At 64.9% G+C, this 18718-nt stretch carries 15 protein-coding genes; 6 read left to right on the forward strand and 9 right to left on the reverse strand.

Going from position 1 to position 18718, the window contains the following annotated elements:
* Positions 1 to 98: 98 nt before the first annotated feature.
* The 5 genes from ACVINW_RS37265 to ACVINW_RS37285 are packed head-to-tail and all read right to left on the reverse strand — an operon-like array spanning position 99 to position 4659.
* On the reverse strand, positions 99 to 818 hold the full coding sequence (locus ACVINW_RS37265; RefSeq protein WP_456755901.1) for an ABC transporter ATP-binding protein: 720 nt from the start codon (positions 816 to 818) through the stop codon (positions 99 to 101).
* Complete coding sequence (locus ACVINW_RS37270; protein WP_456755902.1) at positions 808 to 1539, reverse strand: ABC transporter ATP-binding protein; 732 nt, start codon at positions 1537 to 1539, stop codon at positions 808 to 810. Before ACVINW_RS37270 ends, ACVINW_RS37265 begins: the two co-directional genes overlap by 11 nt.
* Complete coding sequence (locus tag ACVINW_RS37275) at positions 1529 to 2449, reverse strand: branched-chain amino acid ABC transporter permease (protein WP_456755903.1); 921 nt, start codon at positions 2447 to 2449, stop codon at positions 1529 to 1531. The genes ACVINW_RS37270 and ACVINW_RS37275 overlap by 11 nt, the downstream gene beginning before the upstream one ends.
* Complete coding sequence (locus ACVINW_RS37280; protein ID WP_076862446.1) at positions 2442 to 3365, reverse strand: branched-chain amino acid ABC transporter permease; 924 nt, start codon at positions 3363 to 3365, stop codon at positions 2442 to 2444. The genes ACVINW_RS37275 and ACVINW_RS37280 overlap by 8 nt, the downstream gene beginning before the upstream one ends.
* Positions 3366 to 3411: 46 nt before the next feature.
* Positions 3412 to 4659 carry an amino acid ABC transporter substrate-binding protein gene (locus ACVINW_RS37285; protein WP_456755904.1) on the reverse strand — a complete coding sequence of 416 codons (1248 nt, stop codon included), beginning with the start codon at positions 4657 to 4659 and terminating at the stop codon, positions 3412 to 3414.
* A 232-nt stretch (positions 4660 to 4891) separates the two neighbouring features.
* On the opposite strand from ACVINW_RS37285, the gene ACVINW_RS37290 reads away from it, so the two are divergent.
* The 4 genes from ACVINW_RS37290 to ACVINW_RS37305 all read left to right on the forward strand — a co-directional run bounded on the left by ACVINW_RS37290 (position 4892) and on the right by ACVINW_RS37305 (position 8794).
* A complete protein-coding gene (locus ACVINW_RS37290; RefSeq protein WP_050420086.1) occupies positions 4892 to 5305 on the forward strand; it encodes a Zn-ribbon domain-containing OB-fold protein in 414 nt (137 codons plus the stop codon).
* Between the two features lie 4 nt (positions 5306 to 5309).
* Complete coding sequence (locus ACVINW_RS37295) at positions 5310 to 6449, forward strand: thiolase C-terminal domain-containing protein (RefSeq protein ID WP_456755905.1); 1140 nt, start codon at positions 5310 to 5312, stop codon at positions 6447 to 6449.
* Positions 6450 to 6580: 131 nt separating this feature from the next.
* A complete protein-coding gene (locus ACVINW_RS37300) occupies positions 6581 to 7495 on the forward strand; it encodes an SDR family oxidoreductase (protein WP_456755906.1) in 915 nt (304 codons plus the stop codon).
* A gap of 252 nt (positions 7496 to 7747) precedes the next feature.
* Entirely contained in the window at positions 7748 to 8794 is a 1047-nt protein-coding gene (locus tag ACVINW_RS37305) for an SMP-30/gluconolactonase/LRE family protein (RefSeq protein ID WP_456756587.1), read from the forward strand.
* Between the two features lie 117 nt (positions 8795 to 8911).
* Here ACVINW_RS37305 and ppc read toward each other — a convergent pair whose 3' ends face one another.
* The 3 genes from ppc to ACVINW_RS37320 all read right to left on the reverse strand — a co-directional run bounded on the left by ppc (position 8912) and on the right by ACVINW_RS37320 (position 14363).
* Positions 8912 to 11680 (reverse strand): phosphoenolpyruvate carboxylase, encoded by a 2769-nt coding sequence (gene ppc, locus ACVINW_RS37310; RefSeq protein WP_456756588.1) that lies wholly within the window; start codon positions 11678 to 11680, stop codon positions 8912 to 8914.
* 183 nt (positions 11681 to 11863) lie between these two features.
* Positions 11864 to 13408, reverse strand: coding sequence for an acyl-CoA synthetase (locus ACVINW_RS37315; protein ID WP_456755907.1), 1545 nt, complete (start codon positions 13406 to 13408; stop codon positions 11864 to 11866).
* A gap of 145 nt (positions 13409 to 13553) precedes the next feature.
* The gene (locus ACVINW_RS37320; protein WP_456755908.1) at positions 13554 to 14363 is read right to left on the reverse strand and encodes a crotonase/enoyl-CoA hydratase family protein; all 810 of its coding nucleotides are present in this window, start codon (positions 14361 to 14363) and stop codon (positions 13554 to 13556) included.
* Between the two features lie 101 nt (positions 14364 to 14464).
* Between ACVINW_RS37320 and ACVINW_RS37325 the strand changes: the two genes are divergently transcribed.
* Positions 14465 to 15340, forward strand: coding sequence for an SDR family oxidoreductase (locus ACVINW_RS37325; RefSeq protein WP_456755909.1), 876 nt, complete (start codon positions 14465 to 14467; stop codon positions 15338 to 15340).
* A gap of 285 nt (positions 15341 to 15625) precedes the next feature.
* Complete coding sequence (locus ACVINW_RS37330) at positions 15626 to 17206, forward strand: fatty acid--CoA ligase (RefSeq protein WP_456755910.1); 1581 nt, start codon at positions 15626 to 15628, stop codon at positions 17204 to 17206.
* 90 nt (positions 17207 to 17296) lie between these two features.
* On the opposite strand, the gene ACVINW_RS37335 is transcribed toward ACVINW_RS37330, so the two are convergent.
* The gene (locus ACVINW_RS37335; RefSeq protein ID WP_456755911.1) at positions 17297 to 18571 is read right to left on the reverse strand and encodes an acyl-CoA dehydrogenase family protein; all 1275 of its coding nucleotides are present in this window, start codon (positions 18569 to 18571) and stop codon (positions 17297 to 17299) included.
* Between the last annotated feature and the right edge of the window lie 147 nt (positions 18572 to 18718).

The following is an 18718-nucleotide window of genomic DNA, read 5'->3' on the forward strand; positions in this document are numbered from 1 at the left end:
ACGGCTGGCACTTCATGGCGTGCGCTTCATGGCTTTCAGCCGATTGTCGCGCGAACCGGGGCCGATTTCCAGTGCACCGGCCCCGCCTCGCATCACTATCACTTCAGCCCGAAATAGGCCCGGTGCAGCTCTTCATTGCCGCTCATTTCGGCGACCGTGCCGGAGAAGCGGATACGGCCGCCTTCCAGCACGAAGACGCGGGTGGCAATCTCGAGGAAGCCGATATTCTGCTCGGCGATCAGGAGCGCCAGGCCGCGGCCCTGCAGGCTCGACAGGGCGCGCAGCACCTCCTTGACGAACAGCGGCGACAGCCCGGCCGAGGGCTCGTCCATGACCAATAGCTTCGGCTCGGCCGACAGCGCCTTGGCGATGCCGAGCATCTTGCGCTGGCCGCCGGACAGGCTGGAGGCCGGGTCGCGGCGCTTGTCGCGCAGCACCGGAAACAGGCCGTAGAGTTCGTCGACCCGCGCGCCGGGATCGGCATGGCCCAGCGCCTGCGCGCCGACCCGGATGTTCTCCTCGATCGACAGGTCGGGAAACACCGCGAGCTCCGACATGTAGGTCATGCCGCGCTTCATGCGGTCCGACGACCGCATCCTGGTGATGTCCTCGCCGCCGAGCTTGATGTGGCCGCTGCGGGCCTCGATCAGGCCGACCAGCGACTTCAGGAAGGTGGTCTTGCCCGCGCCATTGGCGCCGAGCAGCAGCACGGTTTCGCCGGGGCGGACGTCGAGATCGACGCCCCACAACACCTGCATGGTGCCGTAGCCGGCGTCGACACCGCTGGCGTCGAGAAGCGGCGCTGCGTCAGTGGGCATGCTCGCCTCCCAAAAACACCTCGATCACCTGCGGCTCGCGCACCGCGGTCGCCAGCGTGCCCTCGAAGATCTCCTTGCCCGCATTGAGCACGATGACGCGGTCGGTGATCTGCTCGATGAAGCCCATCAGATGCTCGACCACGATGATCGCCATGCCGGTCGCGGCCAGCGCCTTGATGCGGCCGGCGATCCAGTCGAGCTCCGCCGGGTTGAGCCCGGCGGCAAGCTCGTCGAGCAGCAGCAGCCGCGGCCGCGTCGCAAGCGCGCGGGTCAGATCGAGCATCTTCTGCTGCGCGCTGTTGAGGTCGGCTGCGGGGCGGTCGGCGACCTCCTTCAGCCGATATTCGTCGAGCAGCTCGGCGATCGATGGCGGCGTGCCGGCGGCGCCGCCATAGGCCAGCGCCACCTGGATGTTCTCGCGCACGGTCAGCGACAGGAACGGCTTCGGCACCTGGAAGGTGCGGTTGATGCCGCGATGGACGAGCTTGTGCGAGGCGACGCCGCCGGAGGATGTGCCGTCGAACACCACCTCACCGCCATCGGGGGCATAGAGGCCGGAGATCACGTTGATCGCGGTGGTCTTGCCGGAGCCGTTCGGGCCGACGAGCCCGAGGATCTCGCCGGGCACGACATGAAAGCTCAGCCCGTCGAGCGCGTGGAAGCCGCCGAAGCGTTTCACCAGCTTCGAGACCTTGAGGATCGGGGTTCTCTCAGGGGACATGCCACCCCCTGCGGGTTGCCAGCGACACCAGGCCTGCGGGCAGGAACAGCACCAGTCCCATGATCAACAGGCCATAGATCAGCTGGAAATATTGCGGTGTGGTGAAGCCGATCAGATTGTAGATGCCGTAGAGGATCAGCACGCCGACGATCGGTCCGGTGATGGTGGCAACGCCGCCGAACAGCGCGAACACGATGGCGAAGATCGAGAACTCGCCGGAGAACACGTTGTCGGGATAGAACACCGAGACATACCAGGCATAGATGCCGCCGGCGAGGCCGGCGACCAGCGCCGAGGCGAGCCACGCGATCACCCGCATCTTGATGATGTTGACGCCGGCCATCGAGGCCGACACCGCATCCTCGCGCACGGCTTGCAGCGCAAGCCCGAACGGAGAGTTCTTCAGATAGACCACCGCGCCGACGGTCAGCGCCATCACCACCACGGCGGCGTAATAGGCGTGGGTCGGGTTGAAGGTGCCGGTGAGCGAGACGCCGTAGGGGCCCTTGGTGATGCCCTCCAGCGCCGGGTTGGCGACGAAGTGCAGCACCGCGAGCGAGGCCGCAAGGTTGGCGATCGCGAAATACGCGCCCGACAGCCGCAATAGCGGCGTCAGCAGCAGGCCCAGCGCGACCGCGACGGCGCCGCCGACCAGCACCGCGAGCGGCGCCGGCGTCTGCAGGTGCATCACCATGATGGCAAAGCCATAGGCGCCGGCACCGAAGAAGCCGACATAGCCGAACGGCAGATAGCCGGTGAAGCCATAGATGATGTTCACGCCCTGCGCGAGGATCAGGAAGATCACGAAGTTGAACAGCAAAAGATGGTTTTGATAGACGCCGGGCAGCAGTGCGAACACCACCACCAGCGGCGCCAGGATGAACAGCAGGTGTTTCGAGGCGTTAGGCAACGCGCACCCGCCTTCCGAGCAGACCGCTCGGGCGCAGCAACAGGATCACGATCAGCAACACATAGGGCAGCAAGTCGGCCCAGGAACTGAGATAGGTCTGCACCAGCATGTAGCAGAGACCATAGACGACGCCGCCGAGCGCGGTGCCCAAGGGATTGCCGAGCGAGCCGAGCACGACGATGGCGAACGAGGTCACGGTGGCATCGGCGCCGAACGCCGGCGTCACCGAGCCGAACATGAAAGGAGCGAATACGCCGGCGACCGCTGCGATGCCGAGCCCGATGCCGAACGCCGCCGCCGAGACGCGATCGACGTCGATGCCGGTCGCCAAGGCCTCGTCGCGGCGCGACATCACCGCGCGGGTCAGGGTGCCGAGCCGGGTATGGTAGAGATAGAGGTAGACCAGCGCGATCGCGATCAGGCTGGTGATCGCCGCGATCACCCAGGGCGCGGGAAAGCCCTGGCCGAAGATCTGGATCGGCCCTGCGCCACCTGCCTTGCCGCCGAACCACTTCACCTTGATGGTCGTGAACACGGTGCCGAGCAGCCGGCTCTGGATCGAGCGCTCGCTGGTGCCGGCGAAGATCGTGGTGACGGCTTCGATCACCTGCGACAGGCCGAAGAACAGGATGATCGACAGCATTTCCGGATTGGCCGAGCCCTGCAGCCGCGGCACCAGCACCCAGTAAAGCAGCACACCCGCGAGCACGAAGACCACGAAGGCCAGCGGCACCGCGAACAGCGGATCGATGCCGGCGATGCCGACCACGCCCAGCGCGATGAAGGCGCCGAGCATCAGGATGTCGCCATGCGCAAGGTTGACGATGCGCATGACGCCGAACACGAGATTGAGACCGATGCCGACCAGGCTGAAATACAGCCCGAACAGCACGCCGGCAACGAGCGCATAGGTCATGCTATCGCTCGCCGCCGAAGGTGTACGCCTGCGGCTGTCAATCGCATCACGGGGCCGGATAGATCGGCTTGCCGGTGGCGGTCTCGTGCGGATAGATCGAGACGAACTTGATGTGATCGTGCTCATCGACCGTGAGCTGGCCGAGCGGCGTCAACTCGCCGATCTGGCCGCCGGTCTCGTCCAGCGCGAAGGTGCCGTCGAGCGTCTTGAGCTGGCCGCTGAGCGAGAACACCGCGCGGCGCAGCTCCATCTGGTCGAGGCTGGTCGCAACCGACAGCGTCTTCTCGATCACCAGCGCCGTGGTGTAGCCGGCCACCGCGTTGAAGCCGAACTCCATCTTGCCGTCGTTGTACTTCTTGGTCCAGGCGGCGCGGAAATCCTTCATGTTCATCCCGAAATTGACGGGATAATCCAATTCGGACGGCGGCACATAGGTCCAGATGTGCTCCAAGCCCTTGGCGCCGACATTCTTCTCCAGCAGCTCGGTCTCGAGGCCGGCATAGATGGCGAACAGCATCTTGAACTTGGTGCCGACGTCCTGGACGTTGCGCAGGAAGGCGATGTCGTTCGGCGCATAGCCGAAATGGATCACCGCGTCGGGATTGGCGTTGCTGATGTTGTTGATGATGACGTTGTAATTGGTGGTCTCGGTCGGAACGCCCTGGTCGTAGACGATCTCGATCGGCGCGCCGGACTCCTTGACGAACTTGCGGAACGCGTTGGCCTGGGTGCCGGTGAACTCGTTGGTCGCGTACAGGATCGCGATCTTCTTGATGCCGAGCCCGGGGCCGTCATGGCTGATGAAGTCGGCGACCGGCTTGGGCCAGACCGTCGACACCGGGTCGGCCATCAGCGCGATGTAGGGATTGTCCTTGGAGAAGAAGCTGGCACCGGTGCCGGTCTGGTCGAACAGGAACATCTTGTGGTCGCGCGCGATCGCAACCGCGGGCGCCGTCAGCACCGATCCGGAATCGGCGACCAGGAGGTCGACCTTATCCTGGGTGACCAGCTGGTTATAGAGCGTGGAGGCCGTCGCCGTATTGCTCTGGTCGTCATAGGACACGAGCTTGATCGGGATCTTCTTGTCGAACGCCTTCACGAACACGCCGCCCTCGGCGTTCTTCTGCTCGACCCACAATTTCAGCGAGCTGTAGACCGGCATCGAGATCGAGGCGTAGCGCCCCGAGGACGCGTAGAGCGTGCCGATCTTGATCTCCGACGGTGCGTCGGCGGCCATCGCCTGCGTGGCAAATGCGAGGCTGGCAGCGAGTGCCGCGCCGATGATCCTCAGCATGATATTGTTCCTCCCGGGTATCTTTGACGTGTCTTGGACGTATCTTGGACGCGGCCCTTCTACGCGCCGGACCGGAGCGACACAAGCACGCCGGCCTTAGCAATTGTGCGAGGGGCGGAATATGCGGCATGCGCGGGACACAGGCCGCTGCGCGGGACATGGATGGACCGTTGACGGGTCTCGGTCCGATGGCGCATCAAGACCGTAACGATTTCCGGAGGAGACTATAGACATGGCCGAGCCCGCGCGCGCGAAACCAAAGCCGACGCCTGAGACCCAGCATTTCTGGGACGGCACCAAGGCCGGCGAGCTGCGCCTGCAGCGTTGCGACGCCTGCGCCAATGTCTACTTTCCGCCGCGGCCGTTCTGCCCCTCCTGCGCCTCGCGCAAGGTCTCGGTGTTCAAGGCCAGCGGCAAGGGCAAGCTCTACAGCTACGTCATCAACCACCGCCCCGCCGCGCCCGGCTTCACGCCGCCTTATGCGATCGCCGTGGTCGAACTCGACGAGGGCCCGCGCATGATGAGCAACATCATCGATTGTCCGCAGACCCCGGAAGCGCTCGAGCTCGACATGCCGCTCGAGGTCGCCTTCGAGGCCCTCGACGACAAGATCACCCTTCCCTTGTTCCGTCCGGCGAAGGGGTAACGCAATGCGCAGGAACCAGGTTGCCGTCGTCGGTGCGGCCGAGACCACCGAACTCGGCGTCATCCCCAACATGTCGCAGATCCAGCTGCACGCGGACGCGGCGCTGAATGCGATCGCGGACGCCGGCCTGAAACTATCGGACATCGACGGCTTCGCCACCGCGGTCGAGACCCCGCAGCAGATGGCGCATTATCTCGGCATCACCCCGACCTGGGTCGACGGCACCTCGGTCGGCGGCTGCTCGTTCATGCTGCATGTCCGCCACGCCGCCGCCGCGATCGAGGCCGGCCTCTGCAAGACCGTGCTGATCACCCATGCCGAGAGCGGCAAGTCGATGATCGGCAAGCAGCCGCGCTTCACCGCGCCCGACAGCCTCAATGGCCAGTTTGAGGCGCCGTTCGGCGTCTACGGGCCGCCGAGCATGTTCCCGATACCGGTGCTGCGCTTCATGAAGACCCACGGCATCACGCATGAGCAGCTCGCGATGGTCGCCGTCGTGCAGCGCGAATGGGCGGCGAAGAATCCGCGCGCGACCATGAAGGAGCCGATCACGGTCGCCGACGTCCTGAACTCGCGGATGATCGCCTATCCGTTCCGGTTGCTGCAATGCTGCCTCGTCACCGACGGCGGCGGCGCGCTGATCCTGACCTCGGCCGACCGCGCCAAGGATTTCCCGAGAAAGCCGGTCTATATCCTCGGCACCGGCGAGAGCGTGGAAACGCCGATGGTCAGCCAGATGAAGACTTTTGACAGTTCGCGCGCCTTCAAGGTGGCAGGCCCGCTGGCGTTCAAGGAGGCCGGCATCACCCACAAGGACGTCGATCACCTGATGATCTACGACGCCTTCGCGCACCTGCCGCTCTACGGCCTCGGCGACCTCGGCTTCATGCCTTACGAGGAAACCGGCAAGTTCATCGCCGACGGCAACACCCGCCCCGGCGGCAAGCTGCCGCTCAACACCAATGGCGGCGGCCTCAGCTACATGCACTCCGGCATGTACGGCATGTATGCGCTGCAGGAGAGCGTCCGGCAGATGCGCGGCATTGCACCCGCACAGGTGCCGAACGCCAAGATTTCGGTCTGCCACGGCGTCGGCGGCATGTTCGCCGCATCAGGCACGATCATCTTTACGAATGAGAAGTAACAACCTCCGTCGTTCCGGGGCGCGCGAAGCGCGAACCCGGAACCTCGAGATTCTCAGGTGCGCAATTGCGCACCATAGTTCGATGCTGACGCATCGCCCCGGAATGACGGACACATACAAGGAGAACCCACATGGCAAAATCACTGCAGGATAAAGTCATCATCGTCACCGGCGCAGGCCGCGGCATCGGGCGCGAGATCGCGCTGCTGTGCGCGGCGGAAGGCGCCAAGGTCGTGGTCAACGATCCCGGCGGCGCGGCGGATGGCGCAGGCTCGAGCGCAGCGCCCGCCGAGGAGGTGGTCGAGGAGATCAAGAAGCGCGGTGGCACCGCGGTCGCCAATTTCGAATCGGTGGCGGAAGCCATTCCCGCGAGCAAGATCGTGAAGACCGCGACCGATCATTTCGGCCGGCTCGACGGCGTCGTCAACAATGCCGGCATCCTGCGCGACATGATCTTCCACAAGATGAGCGTGGAGGCCTTCGAGGCCGTCATCAAGGTGCATCTGATGGGCTCGTTCTATGTCAGCCACGCTGCGGCGCGGATCTACCGCGAGCAGGAATCGGGCTCCTTCGTGCACTTCACCTCGACTTCCGGCCTGATCGGCAATTACGGCCAGGCCAACTATGCCGCCGCCAAGCTCGGCATCGTGGGCCTGTCGAAATCGATCGCGCTCGACATGGGCCGCTTCAACGTGCGCTCGAACTGCGTGTCGCCGTTCGCCTGGACCCGAATGATCGGCACCATCCCGACCGAGACCGATGCCGAGAAGGCCCGCGTCGAGAAGATCAAGCAGATGGGCCCGGAGAAGATCGCGCCGATCTGCGCCTACTTGCTCTCGGACGCCGCCAAGGACGTCACCGGCCAGATCTTCGGCGTGCGCATGAACGAGATCTTCCTGTTCGGCCAGCACCGTCCGGTGCGCTCGGTGCATCGCGGCGAAGGCTGGACGCCCGAGACCATCGCCGAGCACGGCATGCCGGCGCTGAAGGGATCGTTCGCCAAGCTCGACCGCTCGGCCGACGTCTTCACCTGGGATCCGATCTGATCTTCGATCTAACAGTTTTATGAAACATTGCCTCGGCGAGCTGCGCGCGCAATCGCGCAGGTTGCCGGGGTGACACACTCTTTGGTTGTTCCTTCATAGCGTGCCCGCATTGTGCCAGAATTGCGGGGGTATGATCGTCCTCCCGATAACAAGAAACCTGGGAGGACTTTCGTGACAAATCCAAGCAACACACATCCGAGCAACACAGCGAAACACGAGGGCGACGGAACGAAGGCGTTCGACCGTCGAACGATCTTGCGCGGCGCAACCGCGCTTGCTGCAACTGCGATGGCCGCATCCGATGCCACCGCGCGCGACTTCGGCCCCAATGCGGAGCCGCAGCGCTATCCCGATCCTGATATCGTCGTGATCGACGACAAGCGCTTCAAGGCCAAGGTCGGCAACACCGCGATCAAGCGCCTCTACACCGGCTGTCTGTGGGCCGAAGGTCCGGCCTGGAATGCGCAAGGCCAGTATCTGGTGTGGAGCGACATCCCGGCCAACCGGCAGCTGCGCTATCTCGACGATGACGGCCACATCTCCGAGCAGTTCCACAAGCCGTCGAACGAGGCCAACGGCTCGACGTTCGATTTCGAGGGCCGCCAGATCACCGCCGAGCGCACCCGGCTGGTGCGCTACGAGCACGACGGAACCGTGACGTCATTGGCGGAGCAGGCCAATGGCAAGCCGCTCAACGGGCCGAACGACATGGTCGTGCACCCCAACGACAAGTCGATCTGGTTCACCGACCCCGGCTACGGTGCGATTTCGATCTATGAAGGCCAGCGCGCCAATACCGGTTCGAACCAGCCCTATCAGAAGGAGGCCGTCTACCGCATCGACGCTTCGACCGGGCAGATCACCAAAGTCTGCGACGAACCGTTCAAGCCGAACGGCATCGCCTTCAGCCACGACTACAAGAAGGTCTATGTCTGCGACACCGGCATCACGCACTATCCGAACGCCAAGAACATCGTCTGGCAGTACGATCTCAACGGCGACAAGCTGTCCAACCCGCGCACGCTGATCGACATGACGCTGGACGGCAAGTCCGGCTTTCCCGACGGCATGCGCGTCGACATCGACGGCAACATCTGGGTCGGCGCCGGCTGGGTGGGACCGGGCTATGACGGCGTGCAGGTGTTCGCGCCCGACGGTGCGCGCATCGGCCAGATCCTGCTGCCCGAGACCTGCGCCAACCTCACCTTCGGCGGCAAGAAGCGCAACCGCCTGTTCATGACCGCAAGCCAATCGCTGTATGCGGTCTATGTGGAGACGCGGGGCGCGCATAATTGCTGATCGATCTTCCTTCCGTCGTCATTGCGAGGAGCGAATCGACGAAGCAATCCATGTCACCGCTTGCGGCCCAATGGATTGCTTCGCTGCGCTCGCAATGACGGCGCAGGCCTCACGGCCTTAGCCGCTATTCCTCAACCCCGCCGAAATCCCGTTGATCGTGATCTGGATCCCGCGCAGCACCTGCTCGTCCGGGTTCTGCGCGCGATACTCCTTCAACAGCTCCACCTGCACGTGATTGAGCGGGTCCATGTAGGGGAAGCGGTTGCGGATGCCGCGCTCCAGCAGCGGGTTGCCCTGCAGCAACCGGTCGTGGCCCATGATGTCGAGCAGCGTCTCGATCGAAAGATGCCATTCGCGGCGGATCTGGCCGAAGATTTTCTCGCGCAACGCAACGTCGGGCACCAGCTCGGCGTAGCGCGACGCGATCGCGATCGAGCTCTTTGCCAGCACCATATCCATGTTGGACAAGAGCGTGCGGAAGAACGGCCATTCCCGGTACAGCTCCTGCAGGAACGGCATGCCCTGCTCCGGATGCTCCGCGATCCAGGTCTCGACCGCCGCGCCAAAACCGTACCAGCCCGGCAGCATCAGCCGGCATTGCGCCCAGGAGAACACCCAGGGAATCGCGCGCAAATCCTCGATCTCGCGGGTCTTCTTGCGCGACGCCGGACGGCTGCCGATGTTCAAGGTCGCGATCTCGTTGATGACGGTCGAGCCCCAGAAATAATCGGCGAAACCTTCGGTCTCGTAGACGAGCCCGCGATAGGCCTTGAAGGCGAGTGCGGAAATCTCCTCCGTCGCCTTGAGATATTCGGGGCGCGGCGCGCTCTGCCGCGGCTGCAGCAGGCTGGTCTCCAGCGTCGCCGCGGCGAGGATCTCCAGATTGCTGCGGCCGACCTCGGCATTGGAATATTTCGACGAGATGATCTCGCCCTGCTCGGTGATGCGGATCTGGCCGTTCACCGCGCCGCCGGGCTGCGCGATGATCGCATCGTAGCTCGGGCCGCCGCCGCGGCCGACCGAGCCGCCGCGGCCGTGGAACAGGCGAAGCCGCACGCCGTGCCGCTCGAACACCTCGACGAGGCCGATCTCGGCCTTGTAGAGCTCCCAGCCCGAGGTGACGAAGCCGCCATCCTTGTTGCTGTCGGAATAGCCGAGCATCACCTCCTGCACGCCGCCGAGACTGTCGACCAGCTTGCGATAGTCGTGCAGCGCCAGCATGCGGTCCATGATGTGGCTTGAGGCCTGCAGATCCTCGATGGTCTCGAACAGCGGCACGATGTTGATCGCGCTGCGGCCGGACGGATTGACGAGACCAACCTCCTTCAGCAGCACCGCGACCTCGAGCATGTCGGACATGCCCTTGCACATCGAGATGATGCATTGGGAGATCACCTCGGGGCCGAATCTGGCATGCGCCTCGGCCGCGGCCCGGAACACGGCGAGCTCACTCTGGGTCTCCTCGGAATATTTGACGAAGGGCGAGGCCAGCGGCCGCGCGCTGCGCAACTCGCCGAGCAGCAGGCTGACGCGCGCGTCCTCGCCGAGCGCCAGATAAGACATGCCGGGATTGGCGGTGTCGAGCAGCTCGGCAATTGTGCGTTCATGCACCGCGGAATTCTGCCGGATATCGAGCCGCGCCAGATGGAAGCCGAAGCAATCCACCGCCCGCCGCAGCTGCCGCAGCCGGCCGCGCGCGATCACGCCGGAATTGTTCGCGATCAGCGAGCGATTCAGCACGTCGAGATCGGCCTGGAATTCCTTCACGCTCGCATAGGGCTCGGCCTTGCCAACCGGCGGCCGCGTGGTCTCGACCTCGAGCCGCATCGCGGTGGCGGCAAGCCGCGCATAGATGCCGGATACCGCCAGACGATACGGCTCGCCGCTGCGATGCGGCGAGGTGTCGGGCGAACGCTCGGCGAGGATCCGCAGCTCGTCCGAGACGTCGGCGAGGTGCGCCGCCAGCGACAGCTCGGCGCCGAGCGCGTGCAGCTCCTCGAGATAGAAGCTGAGCACCCGGCTCGACTGCAGCCGCAAGGTGCCGCGCATCACCTCCGCGGTGACGAACGGATTGCCGTCGCGGTCGCCGCCGATCCAGCTTCCCATCGTCAGGAACGAGGCGAGGTCGCCGGCCTCGCCGCCCTCCTTGTTCAGCCGGTCCTCCAGCGCGCAATGCAGCCGCGGCACCTCCCGCAGGAAGGTGTAGTCGTAGAACGACAGGCCGTTGCCGACCTCGTCGAGCACGGTCAGCTTGGTCCGGCGCAACAAATTGGTCTGCCACAGCGTCACGACGGCGCGGCGAAGCTGCTCGTCGCTGGCCTCGCTCTCGTCCGGCGTCATCTGCAGCCGCTCGCGGCGGTCGAGCAGGTCGGCGATCTCCATCTCGCGGTCCATCGTGCTCTTGCGGCGGACCTCGGTCGGATGCGCGGTCAGGACCGGGCTGACCAGCGCGCTCTTGAAGAAGCTGCGCAGATCGGCCGGGCTGATGCCGGCCTGGCGGGCATGCACCAGCGTCTGCTCCAGCGTGCTCGGCCGCGGCGCCCCGCTCGGGCCGCGGCTGCGCATCTGGCGGATGTTGTTCTGGTCCTCGGCGATGTTGGCGAGGTGGGAAAAATAGCTGAACGCGCGGACGATCCGCAGCGTCTCGGCGATCGACATGCCGTCGAGGATGCCTTCCAGCTCGCGCCGCGCCAGCTTGTCCTCGTCGCGGTGGAACCGGACCGAGGTCTGGCGGATGCGCTCGACCAGGTCGAACACCTCGGCCCCTTCCTGGTCGCGCACGGTGTCGCCGAGCACGCGCCCCAGCAGGCGGATGTCGTTCCGCAGCCGTGCATCCTCCTCCTGCGCCTGCACTTCTGCCGCGCGCCGGTCGGTCTCGGAAGGCATCGTCTGGGGAGGCAAAGTCTGCGGAGACAAAGTCTGGGAAGACATGGCTGGCTACTCCAGAGGTTGCCCGGCTCGCTCCCAAGTGTGCGCTTTTTTTGCCGCAGCGCAAGATGAACTTGCGCGGTGCACACGTCCGCCAACGTCGTCCCGGCCTTCGCCGGGACGACAGCGAGCTTGTGGCCCCTAGATCCTCCGCCCCGCCCGCTCCCAATAGGGATCACGCAGCCGGCGCTTGAAGATCTTTCCGGAATCCTCGCGCGGCAGGTTGGTCTGGATCTCGATGTGCTTCGGCACCTTGTAGTCGGCGAGCGCGGTCTTCAGCTGCGCCCGGACCCCTGCGATGTCGAGCGTGACGTCCGGCTGCGGCTCGACCAGTGCCATCAGCGCCTCGCCGAACTCGGCATCGGGAATGCCGAACACCGCGCAGTCGTGCACGCCGGGCACCGCATGCAGCACGGCCTCGATCTCGGCCGGATAGATGTTGACGCCGCCCGAGATCACCATGTCGCGCTTGCGGTCGCAGATGAAGACGTAGCCATCCGCATCGATATAGCCGACATCGCCGGAGGTGATGAAGCCCTCGCGGTCGATCTCGGTCCGCTTCTCGGGCTTGTTGTGATAGGTGAAATCGGGATTGCCCGCGATCCGCGAATAGATCTCGCCGATCTGGCCCTGCGCCACCTCGCGGCCGTCGTCGCCGATGAAGCGCAGCTCAGCGCCGGGCGATATCTTGCCGACCGTGCCGGGCTTCTTCAGCGCGTCCTCCGACGTCGCGAACGTCACCGCGCCTGACTCGGTCGAGCCGTAGAATTCGTAGATCACCGGCCCCCACCACTCGATCATCGCGCGCTTGACGTCGGCCGGACAGGGCGCGGCGGCGTGGATGATGTGGCGCAGCGACGACATGTCGTACTTCCGGCGCACCTCCTCCGGCAGCTTCATCAGGCGGATGAACATCGTCGGCACCATGAAGATGGTATCGATCCTCTCGCGCTCGATCAGTGCCAGAAATTCCTCGGCGTCGAAGCGCGGCATCAGCACCAGCGCGCCGCCGAGCTTGCCCGAGCGCAGCCCGAAGGAATTCGGCGCGGAATGATAGAGCGGTCCAGGCAGGATCGCGCGCGCGCCGGGCTTCAGGCCGTAGATCATCGCGCGCATCGCTTCCGCGTTTGCGGTCTGCTCCGGCGTCGGCGCGAAACGGCGCACGCCCTTCGGATGGCCCGTGGTACCCGACGTGTAGATCATGTTCTGCGGCTGTGGCACCACGGGGCCGTCATAGCGCGGAAATTGCGCCAGCCAGGATTCGAAATCGATCGCGAAGTCCGGCGCCGCGAGATGATCGGGATTGATCTTGTAGTTGGCGAGGATCTCCGGCGGCGTCGGCACGCTGAGCACGATGACATCATCCGGGATCGCGCCGCGCAGCGGATGCAGCAGGTCGGCATGGCCGATCAGGACGCGCGTGCCGGAATCCGTCAGCACGTAGTTGATCTCCTCCGGCTTGAAGTGCCAGTTGATCGGCACGCCATAGGCGCCGAGCCGCATCGCCGCATAGGCCGACTCGATGAAGGCGATGTCGTTGCGCATCAGCATGCAGACGCTGTCGCCCGGCTTGACGCCGAGCTTGTTGAGGCCGGAGGCGATGCGCTCAGTGCGCTCGGCGACGGCGGCGTGATCGCGCCGGCGCTCGCCGCTGACGATGCCGAGGAAGGGCTGGGACGTTTCCATTGTTATTGTCCGATCTTGTGTCGGGTTAACTTGTCATTCCGGGGCGCGCGAAGCGCGAACCCGGAATCTCGAGATTCCCCGATGCGCACCGCGCATCTGAGGTCTGGTCCTTCGGACTATCCCGGAATGACTATTGTCGCCGCTGTCACACATCCGCAAACTTCGGCGCGCGCTTCTCCAGATTGGCGCGGACGGATTCGGTCTGGTTCGGGCTGCCGAGCAGCTTCTGCTGCTCGACGGATTCCGCAAGCAGCGCCGCGGCCGGATCGACCGACAGATTGTTCAGCATCCGCTTGGCGGCGCGGATCGCATCCGGGCTCTTGCCGGCGATCTCGCGCGCGACTTCGAACGCTGCTGCGCGCGGGTCGTCGCAGACCCGAGTGGCGAGACCGTAACTCTGGGCCTCCTGCGCCGAGAAGATCCGGCCGGTATAGGTGAGCTCGCGGAGGATGTCGTCGCGCACGAGACTGGCGAGGATCGGCGTGCCCGCCATGTCGGGCACCAGGCCCCATTTGATCTCCATGATCGACATCCGCGCATCCGGCGACAGAAAGCGCATATCGGCGCCGAGCGCGAGCTGGAAGCCGCCGCCGAAGGCGACGCCGTGGACCGCCGCGATGACCGGCACCGGGAGCTGGCGCCAGCCCCAGACCGCCTGCTGCGGGGCGTTGGCCTTGCCGTGGGTCCGGATTGTGAGATCGCGGTTCGCGCCGCCGGGCACTCCGTTACCGCCATCCTTCATGGCGGCGAACCGGCCCATGTCGAGCCCGGCGCAGAAGGCCCGACCCTCACCGGACAGCACCACCACCCGAACGCCTTTTTCCTTGGAAAGCCGGTCGGTTGCGGCGACCAATGCCTCGAACATCGCGGCATCGAGCGCGTTCATCTTGTCCGCCCGCACCAGCCGGACATCGGCGATACCGTCCGAAATCGATATCGAAACGCGATCTTCCATCATTCCCTCCGCTTTGTTCCCTGAGTTGGCGCTTTACAGAAAGGCCGTTGTCCGCTTTTAGTCAATCGACCAATTAACTGACAACCCCCGTGGAGGAAACGATGTTCACCGATCAGCTTCTTGCCGGGCGGCGCATCCTGGTAACCGGCGGTGGCACCGGCCTCGGCAAGGCCATGGCCACCCGCTTCCTCCAGCTCGGGGCCGAGGTGCATATCTGCGGCCGACGCAAGAGCGTCTGCGACGAGACCGCCACCGAACTGATGGCCGAGCATGGCGGGCGCGTGGTCAGCCACGGCGTCGATATCCGCAACGCCATGGCGGTCGACGAGATGATCGAGGCGATCTGGACCACCAGCGGTCCCCTCACCGATCTGATCAACAACGCTGCCGGCAATTTCATCTCGCGCTCCGAGGAGCTCTCCGCGCGAGGGTTTGATGCCGTGGCCAACATCGTGATGCACGGCACCTTCTACGTAACGCACGCGGTCGGCCGGCGCTGGATCGCCGGCGGGCATCGCGGCAACGTGGTGTCGATCACCGTGACCTGGGTGCGCAACGGCTCGCCCTATGTGGTGCCATCGGCGATGAGCAAGTCGGCGATCCACGCCATGACCATGTCGCTTGCGATCGAGTGGGGCCGGCACGGCATCCGTCTCAACACCATCGCGCCCGGCGAGATTCCGACCGAAGGCATGAGCAAGCGCATCAAGCCCGGCGACGAGGCCGGCGCGCGCACCAAGGCGATGAACCCGATGGGCCGCGTCGGCACCATGGAGGAGTTGCAGAACCTCGCGGTGTTCCTGATCTCCGGCGGCTGCGACTGGATCAACGGCGAGACCATCGCCATGGACGGCGCGCAGGCGCTGGCGATGGGCGGCAATTTCTACCAGCTGCGCGACTGGAGCGACGACGACTGGACCAAGGCGCGCGACTCGATCAAGGCGCAGAACGAGAAGGATCGCGCGGCGCGGGGTTGAAGCCTGCGCTCGCGCCCGAGTCACTGCTGTCGTCCCTGCGGAAGCAGGGACCCATAACCACGACTGGAAAACATCGAGCACGCTGGGGCCGCAGCGCGCTCGACAACTCGATCCTGTGGTTGTGGGTCCCGGGTCGCGCGGAGCCTGTCATCGGGCGGCGCTTCGCGCCGACCCGTTGGCTTGCCCGGGACGACGTTGCTGAGGCGGCTTACTTCCTCTGTATTGTTTTTCCCGCGTGATGCCGCCACACTCCGCGCAACCAAAACAAAACGTCACGGGGGAAACATGTCCGACGCGCCGAAGCTGAACAACCTTGCCGATATGGTGCGCGACCGCGCCAGAAGCCGCGGCGATGCGCTGGCCTATGAGTTCGAGGGACGGCAGACCTCGTTCGCCGAATTCGACGTCAAGACCAACCGCGTCGCCAACGCGCTGATCGCGATGGGCCTCAAGAAGGGCGAGCGGATCGCCTATCTCGGCAAGAACAGCGACTTCTACTTCGAACTCTTGATGGGCGCGATGAAGGCCGGCGTGGTGATGGCGCCGGTGAACTGGCGCCTCGCCGGCCCCGAGGTCGCCTTCATCGTCGACGACTGCAAGGCCCCGGTGTTGTTCGTCGGTCCCGAATTCATCACCCAGGCGCGCAACATCCGCGAAAAGCTGCCGAGCGTCCGCAGCATCATCACCACCGAGGGCGGCGCGCCGGAATGGCTCGACTTCGTCGCCTGGCGCGACGCGCAGAGCGGCGACGATCCGCGCCTTGCGATCGCGCCGAAGGACATTGCGATCCAGCTCTACACCTCCGGCACGACAGGCAAGCCGAAGGGCGCGATGCTGTCGCACGCCAACTTCCTCAACCTTGTGCAGAGCGGCAACGAGGCCGAGAAGCCGGAGTGGAACCGGTGGACCACCGACGACGTCTCGCTGGTCGCGATGCCGATCTTCCATATCGGCGGCTCCGGCTGGGGCGTGATGGGGCTCTACCACGGCGCCCGCGGCGTGATCGCGCGCGAGTTCGACCCGACCAAGGTGCTCGACTTCTTCGAACAGTCCGGCATCACCAAACTGTTCATGGTGCCGGCGGCGATGCAGTTCGTGGTGCGGCAGCCGCGCGCGCGGCAGGTCGACTTCTCCCGCCTGAAATACATGCTCTACGGCGCCTCGCCGATCCCGGCGGCGCTATTGAAGGAATGCATCGAGGTCTTCAAATGCGGCTTCGTGCAGATGTACGGCATGACCGAAACCACCGGCACCATCGTGGCGCTGCCGCCGGAGGATCACATCGAGGGGCTCGAGCGGATGCGCTCGGCCGGCAAGGCGCTGCCCGGCGTCGAGCTCGCGATCCTCGACGAGAACGGCAAGCCGCTGCCGCCGGGCGAAGTCGGCGAGATCGCCACCCGTTCCGGCTCCAACATGGCCGGCTACTGGAATCTGCCCGAGGCGACCGCGCGCACCATCGACGGCGACGGCTGGCTGCGCACGGGCGATGCCGGCTACATGGACAAGGATGGCTATCTCTACATCCACGACCGCATCAAGGACATGATCATCTCCGGCGGCGAGAACATCTATCCGGCCGAGGTCGAGAGCGCGCTGTGCGACCATCCCGATGTGGCGGAGGCCGCCGTGATCGGCATCCCCGACGACAAATGGGGCGAGGCGGTGAAGGCCGTGGTGGTGATGAAGCCGGGCAAGAGCGCGACCGCAACCGACATCATCAACTTCACCCGCGAGCGGATCGCCGGCTACAAGACGCCGAAATCGGTCGACTTCATCCCGGCGCTGCCGCGCAACCCGTCGGGCAAGATCCTGCGGCGGACCTTGCGTGAACCGTACTGGGCGGGCAAGGACCGGCAGGTGAATTAAGCCTCGTAGGGGTGGGCAAAGCGAAGCGTGCCCACCTTTGCGAGCGCGGCATGGATGGTGGGCACGCTTCGCTTTGCCCACCCTACCGTCCTAATGCTTCCCCGCTCCCATGTAGCCGAACAGGAAGCCCGCCACCTTGCGCTTCTGGATCTCCTCGCTGCCCTCGGTGATGCGATAGCGGCGGTGGTGGCGGTAGATGTGCTCGAACGGCTTGTGGCGCGAATAGCCCATGCCGCCATGCACCTGCATGGCGCGATCGGCGGCCTCGCAGCACAGCCGGTTTGCCCAGAAATTGCACATCGAGACCCGGTCGGACAGCGTGTGCTCGACCTGCGCCTGGGTCAGCTGGTCCATCTCCCAGGCGGTCTTGCGGATCAGCAGCCGCAGCATCTCGGCCTGGGTCGCAAGCTCGACCACCGGCCACTGGATCGCCTGGTTCTCGGCCAGCGCCTTGCCGAACGGTTTTCGCTCGCGCGCATACTTCACACTTTCGTTGATGCAATACACGGCGGCGCCGAGTGAGCTTGCGGCCTGACGGATGCGGTTCTCATGGACAAAACATTGCGCCAGCGACAGGCCGCGGCCGACCTCGCCGAACTGCGCATCCTCGGGCACGAACACGTCGGTGAAGCTGACCCGGGGATGGTCGGTCGGCATGTTGAAGGTCCACATATACTCCTCGACCTTCACGCCCGGCGACTTTGCCGGCACCAGGAAGCAGGAGATGCCCCGCGCATCGCCGTCATTGCCTGACGTGCGGGCAAACAGCGCGCAGTGGGTCGCGACATGCATGCCTGTCGTCCACATCTTCTCGCCATTGATGATCCAGCCCTTGACGTTGTCACGGGTCGCCGGCACCGCCCTGGTTTCCATGTGCGTGGCGTCCGAGCCGTGCTCGGGCTCGGTGAGACCGAATGTGATGCGGTACTTGCCGGTGATCGAGCCGTCGATCATCGCCTTCTGCTCGTCGGTTCCATAGCGGTCCAGCATGGTCACGATCGGCAGATTTCCGACAATCGAATGCTCGTTCTGCAAATCGTTGTGCAGGCCGAGCCCCTTCGAGGCAAAATGCTCGCGGATGACAGCCATCCAGAGGTTGGAGCCGTCCTTGCCGCCGTAGCGTTTCGGGATCGCAAAGCGCAGATGGCCGGCGGCGTCGGCCAGGTTCTTGGCCTTGCGCAGCAACAGCTCCCATTCGTGGCGCGGCAGGCCGCCCTTGTCGAAATCGGTGCGCGCCCATTCGCGGCGGTGATCGAAGAAGCGGATGTTGTCGTCAGCCGCTTCCAGCGGCTTGATCTCGCGTTCGATGAATTGATCGAGCTCGGCGAGATAGGCTGTCAGGTCAGCCGGCAGATTGAAATCCAAGGCGGTCTCTCCCGAAGATCTTGTTGATTGTGGTTTTGCGTTGAGGCGCTATCGCGCATCCGCGTTCGGATCGATTAAGGTGAGAAGCACGCCGCCAAGTCAAGCAGGCCGGTGAGGCTTGCACGCGCGGTCGCGTTGCGTAATTGG

It is taken from the genome of Bradyrhizobium sp. USDA 4461 (assembly GCF_054055655.1).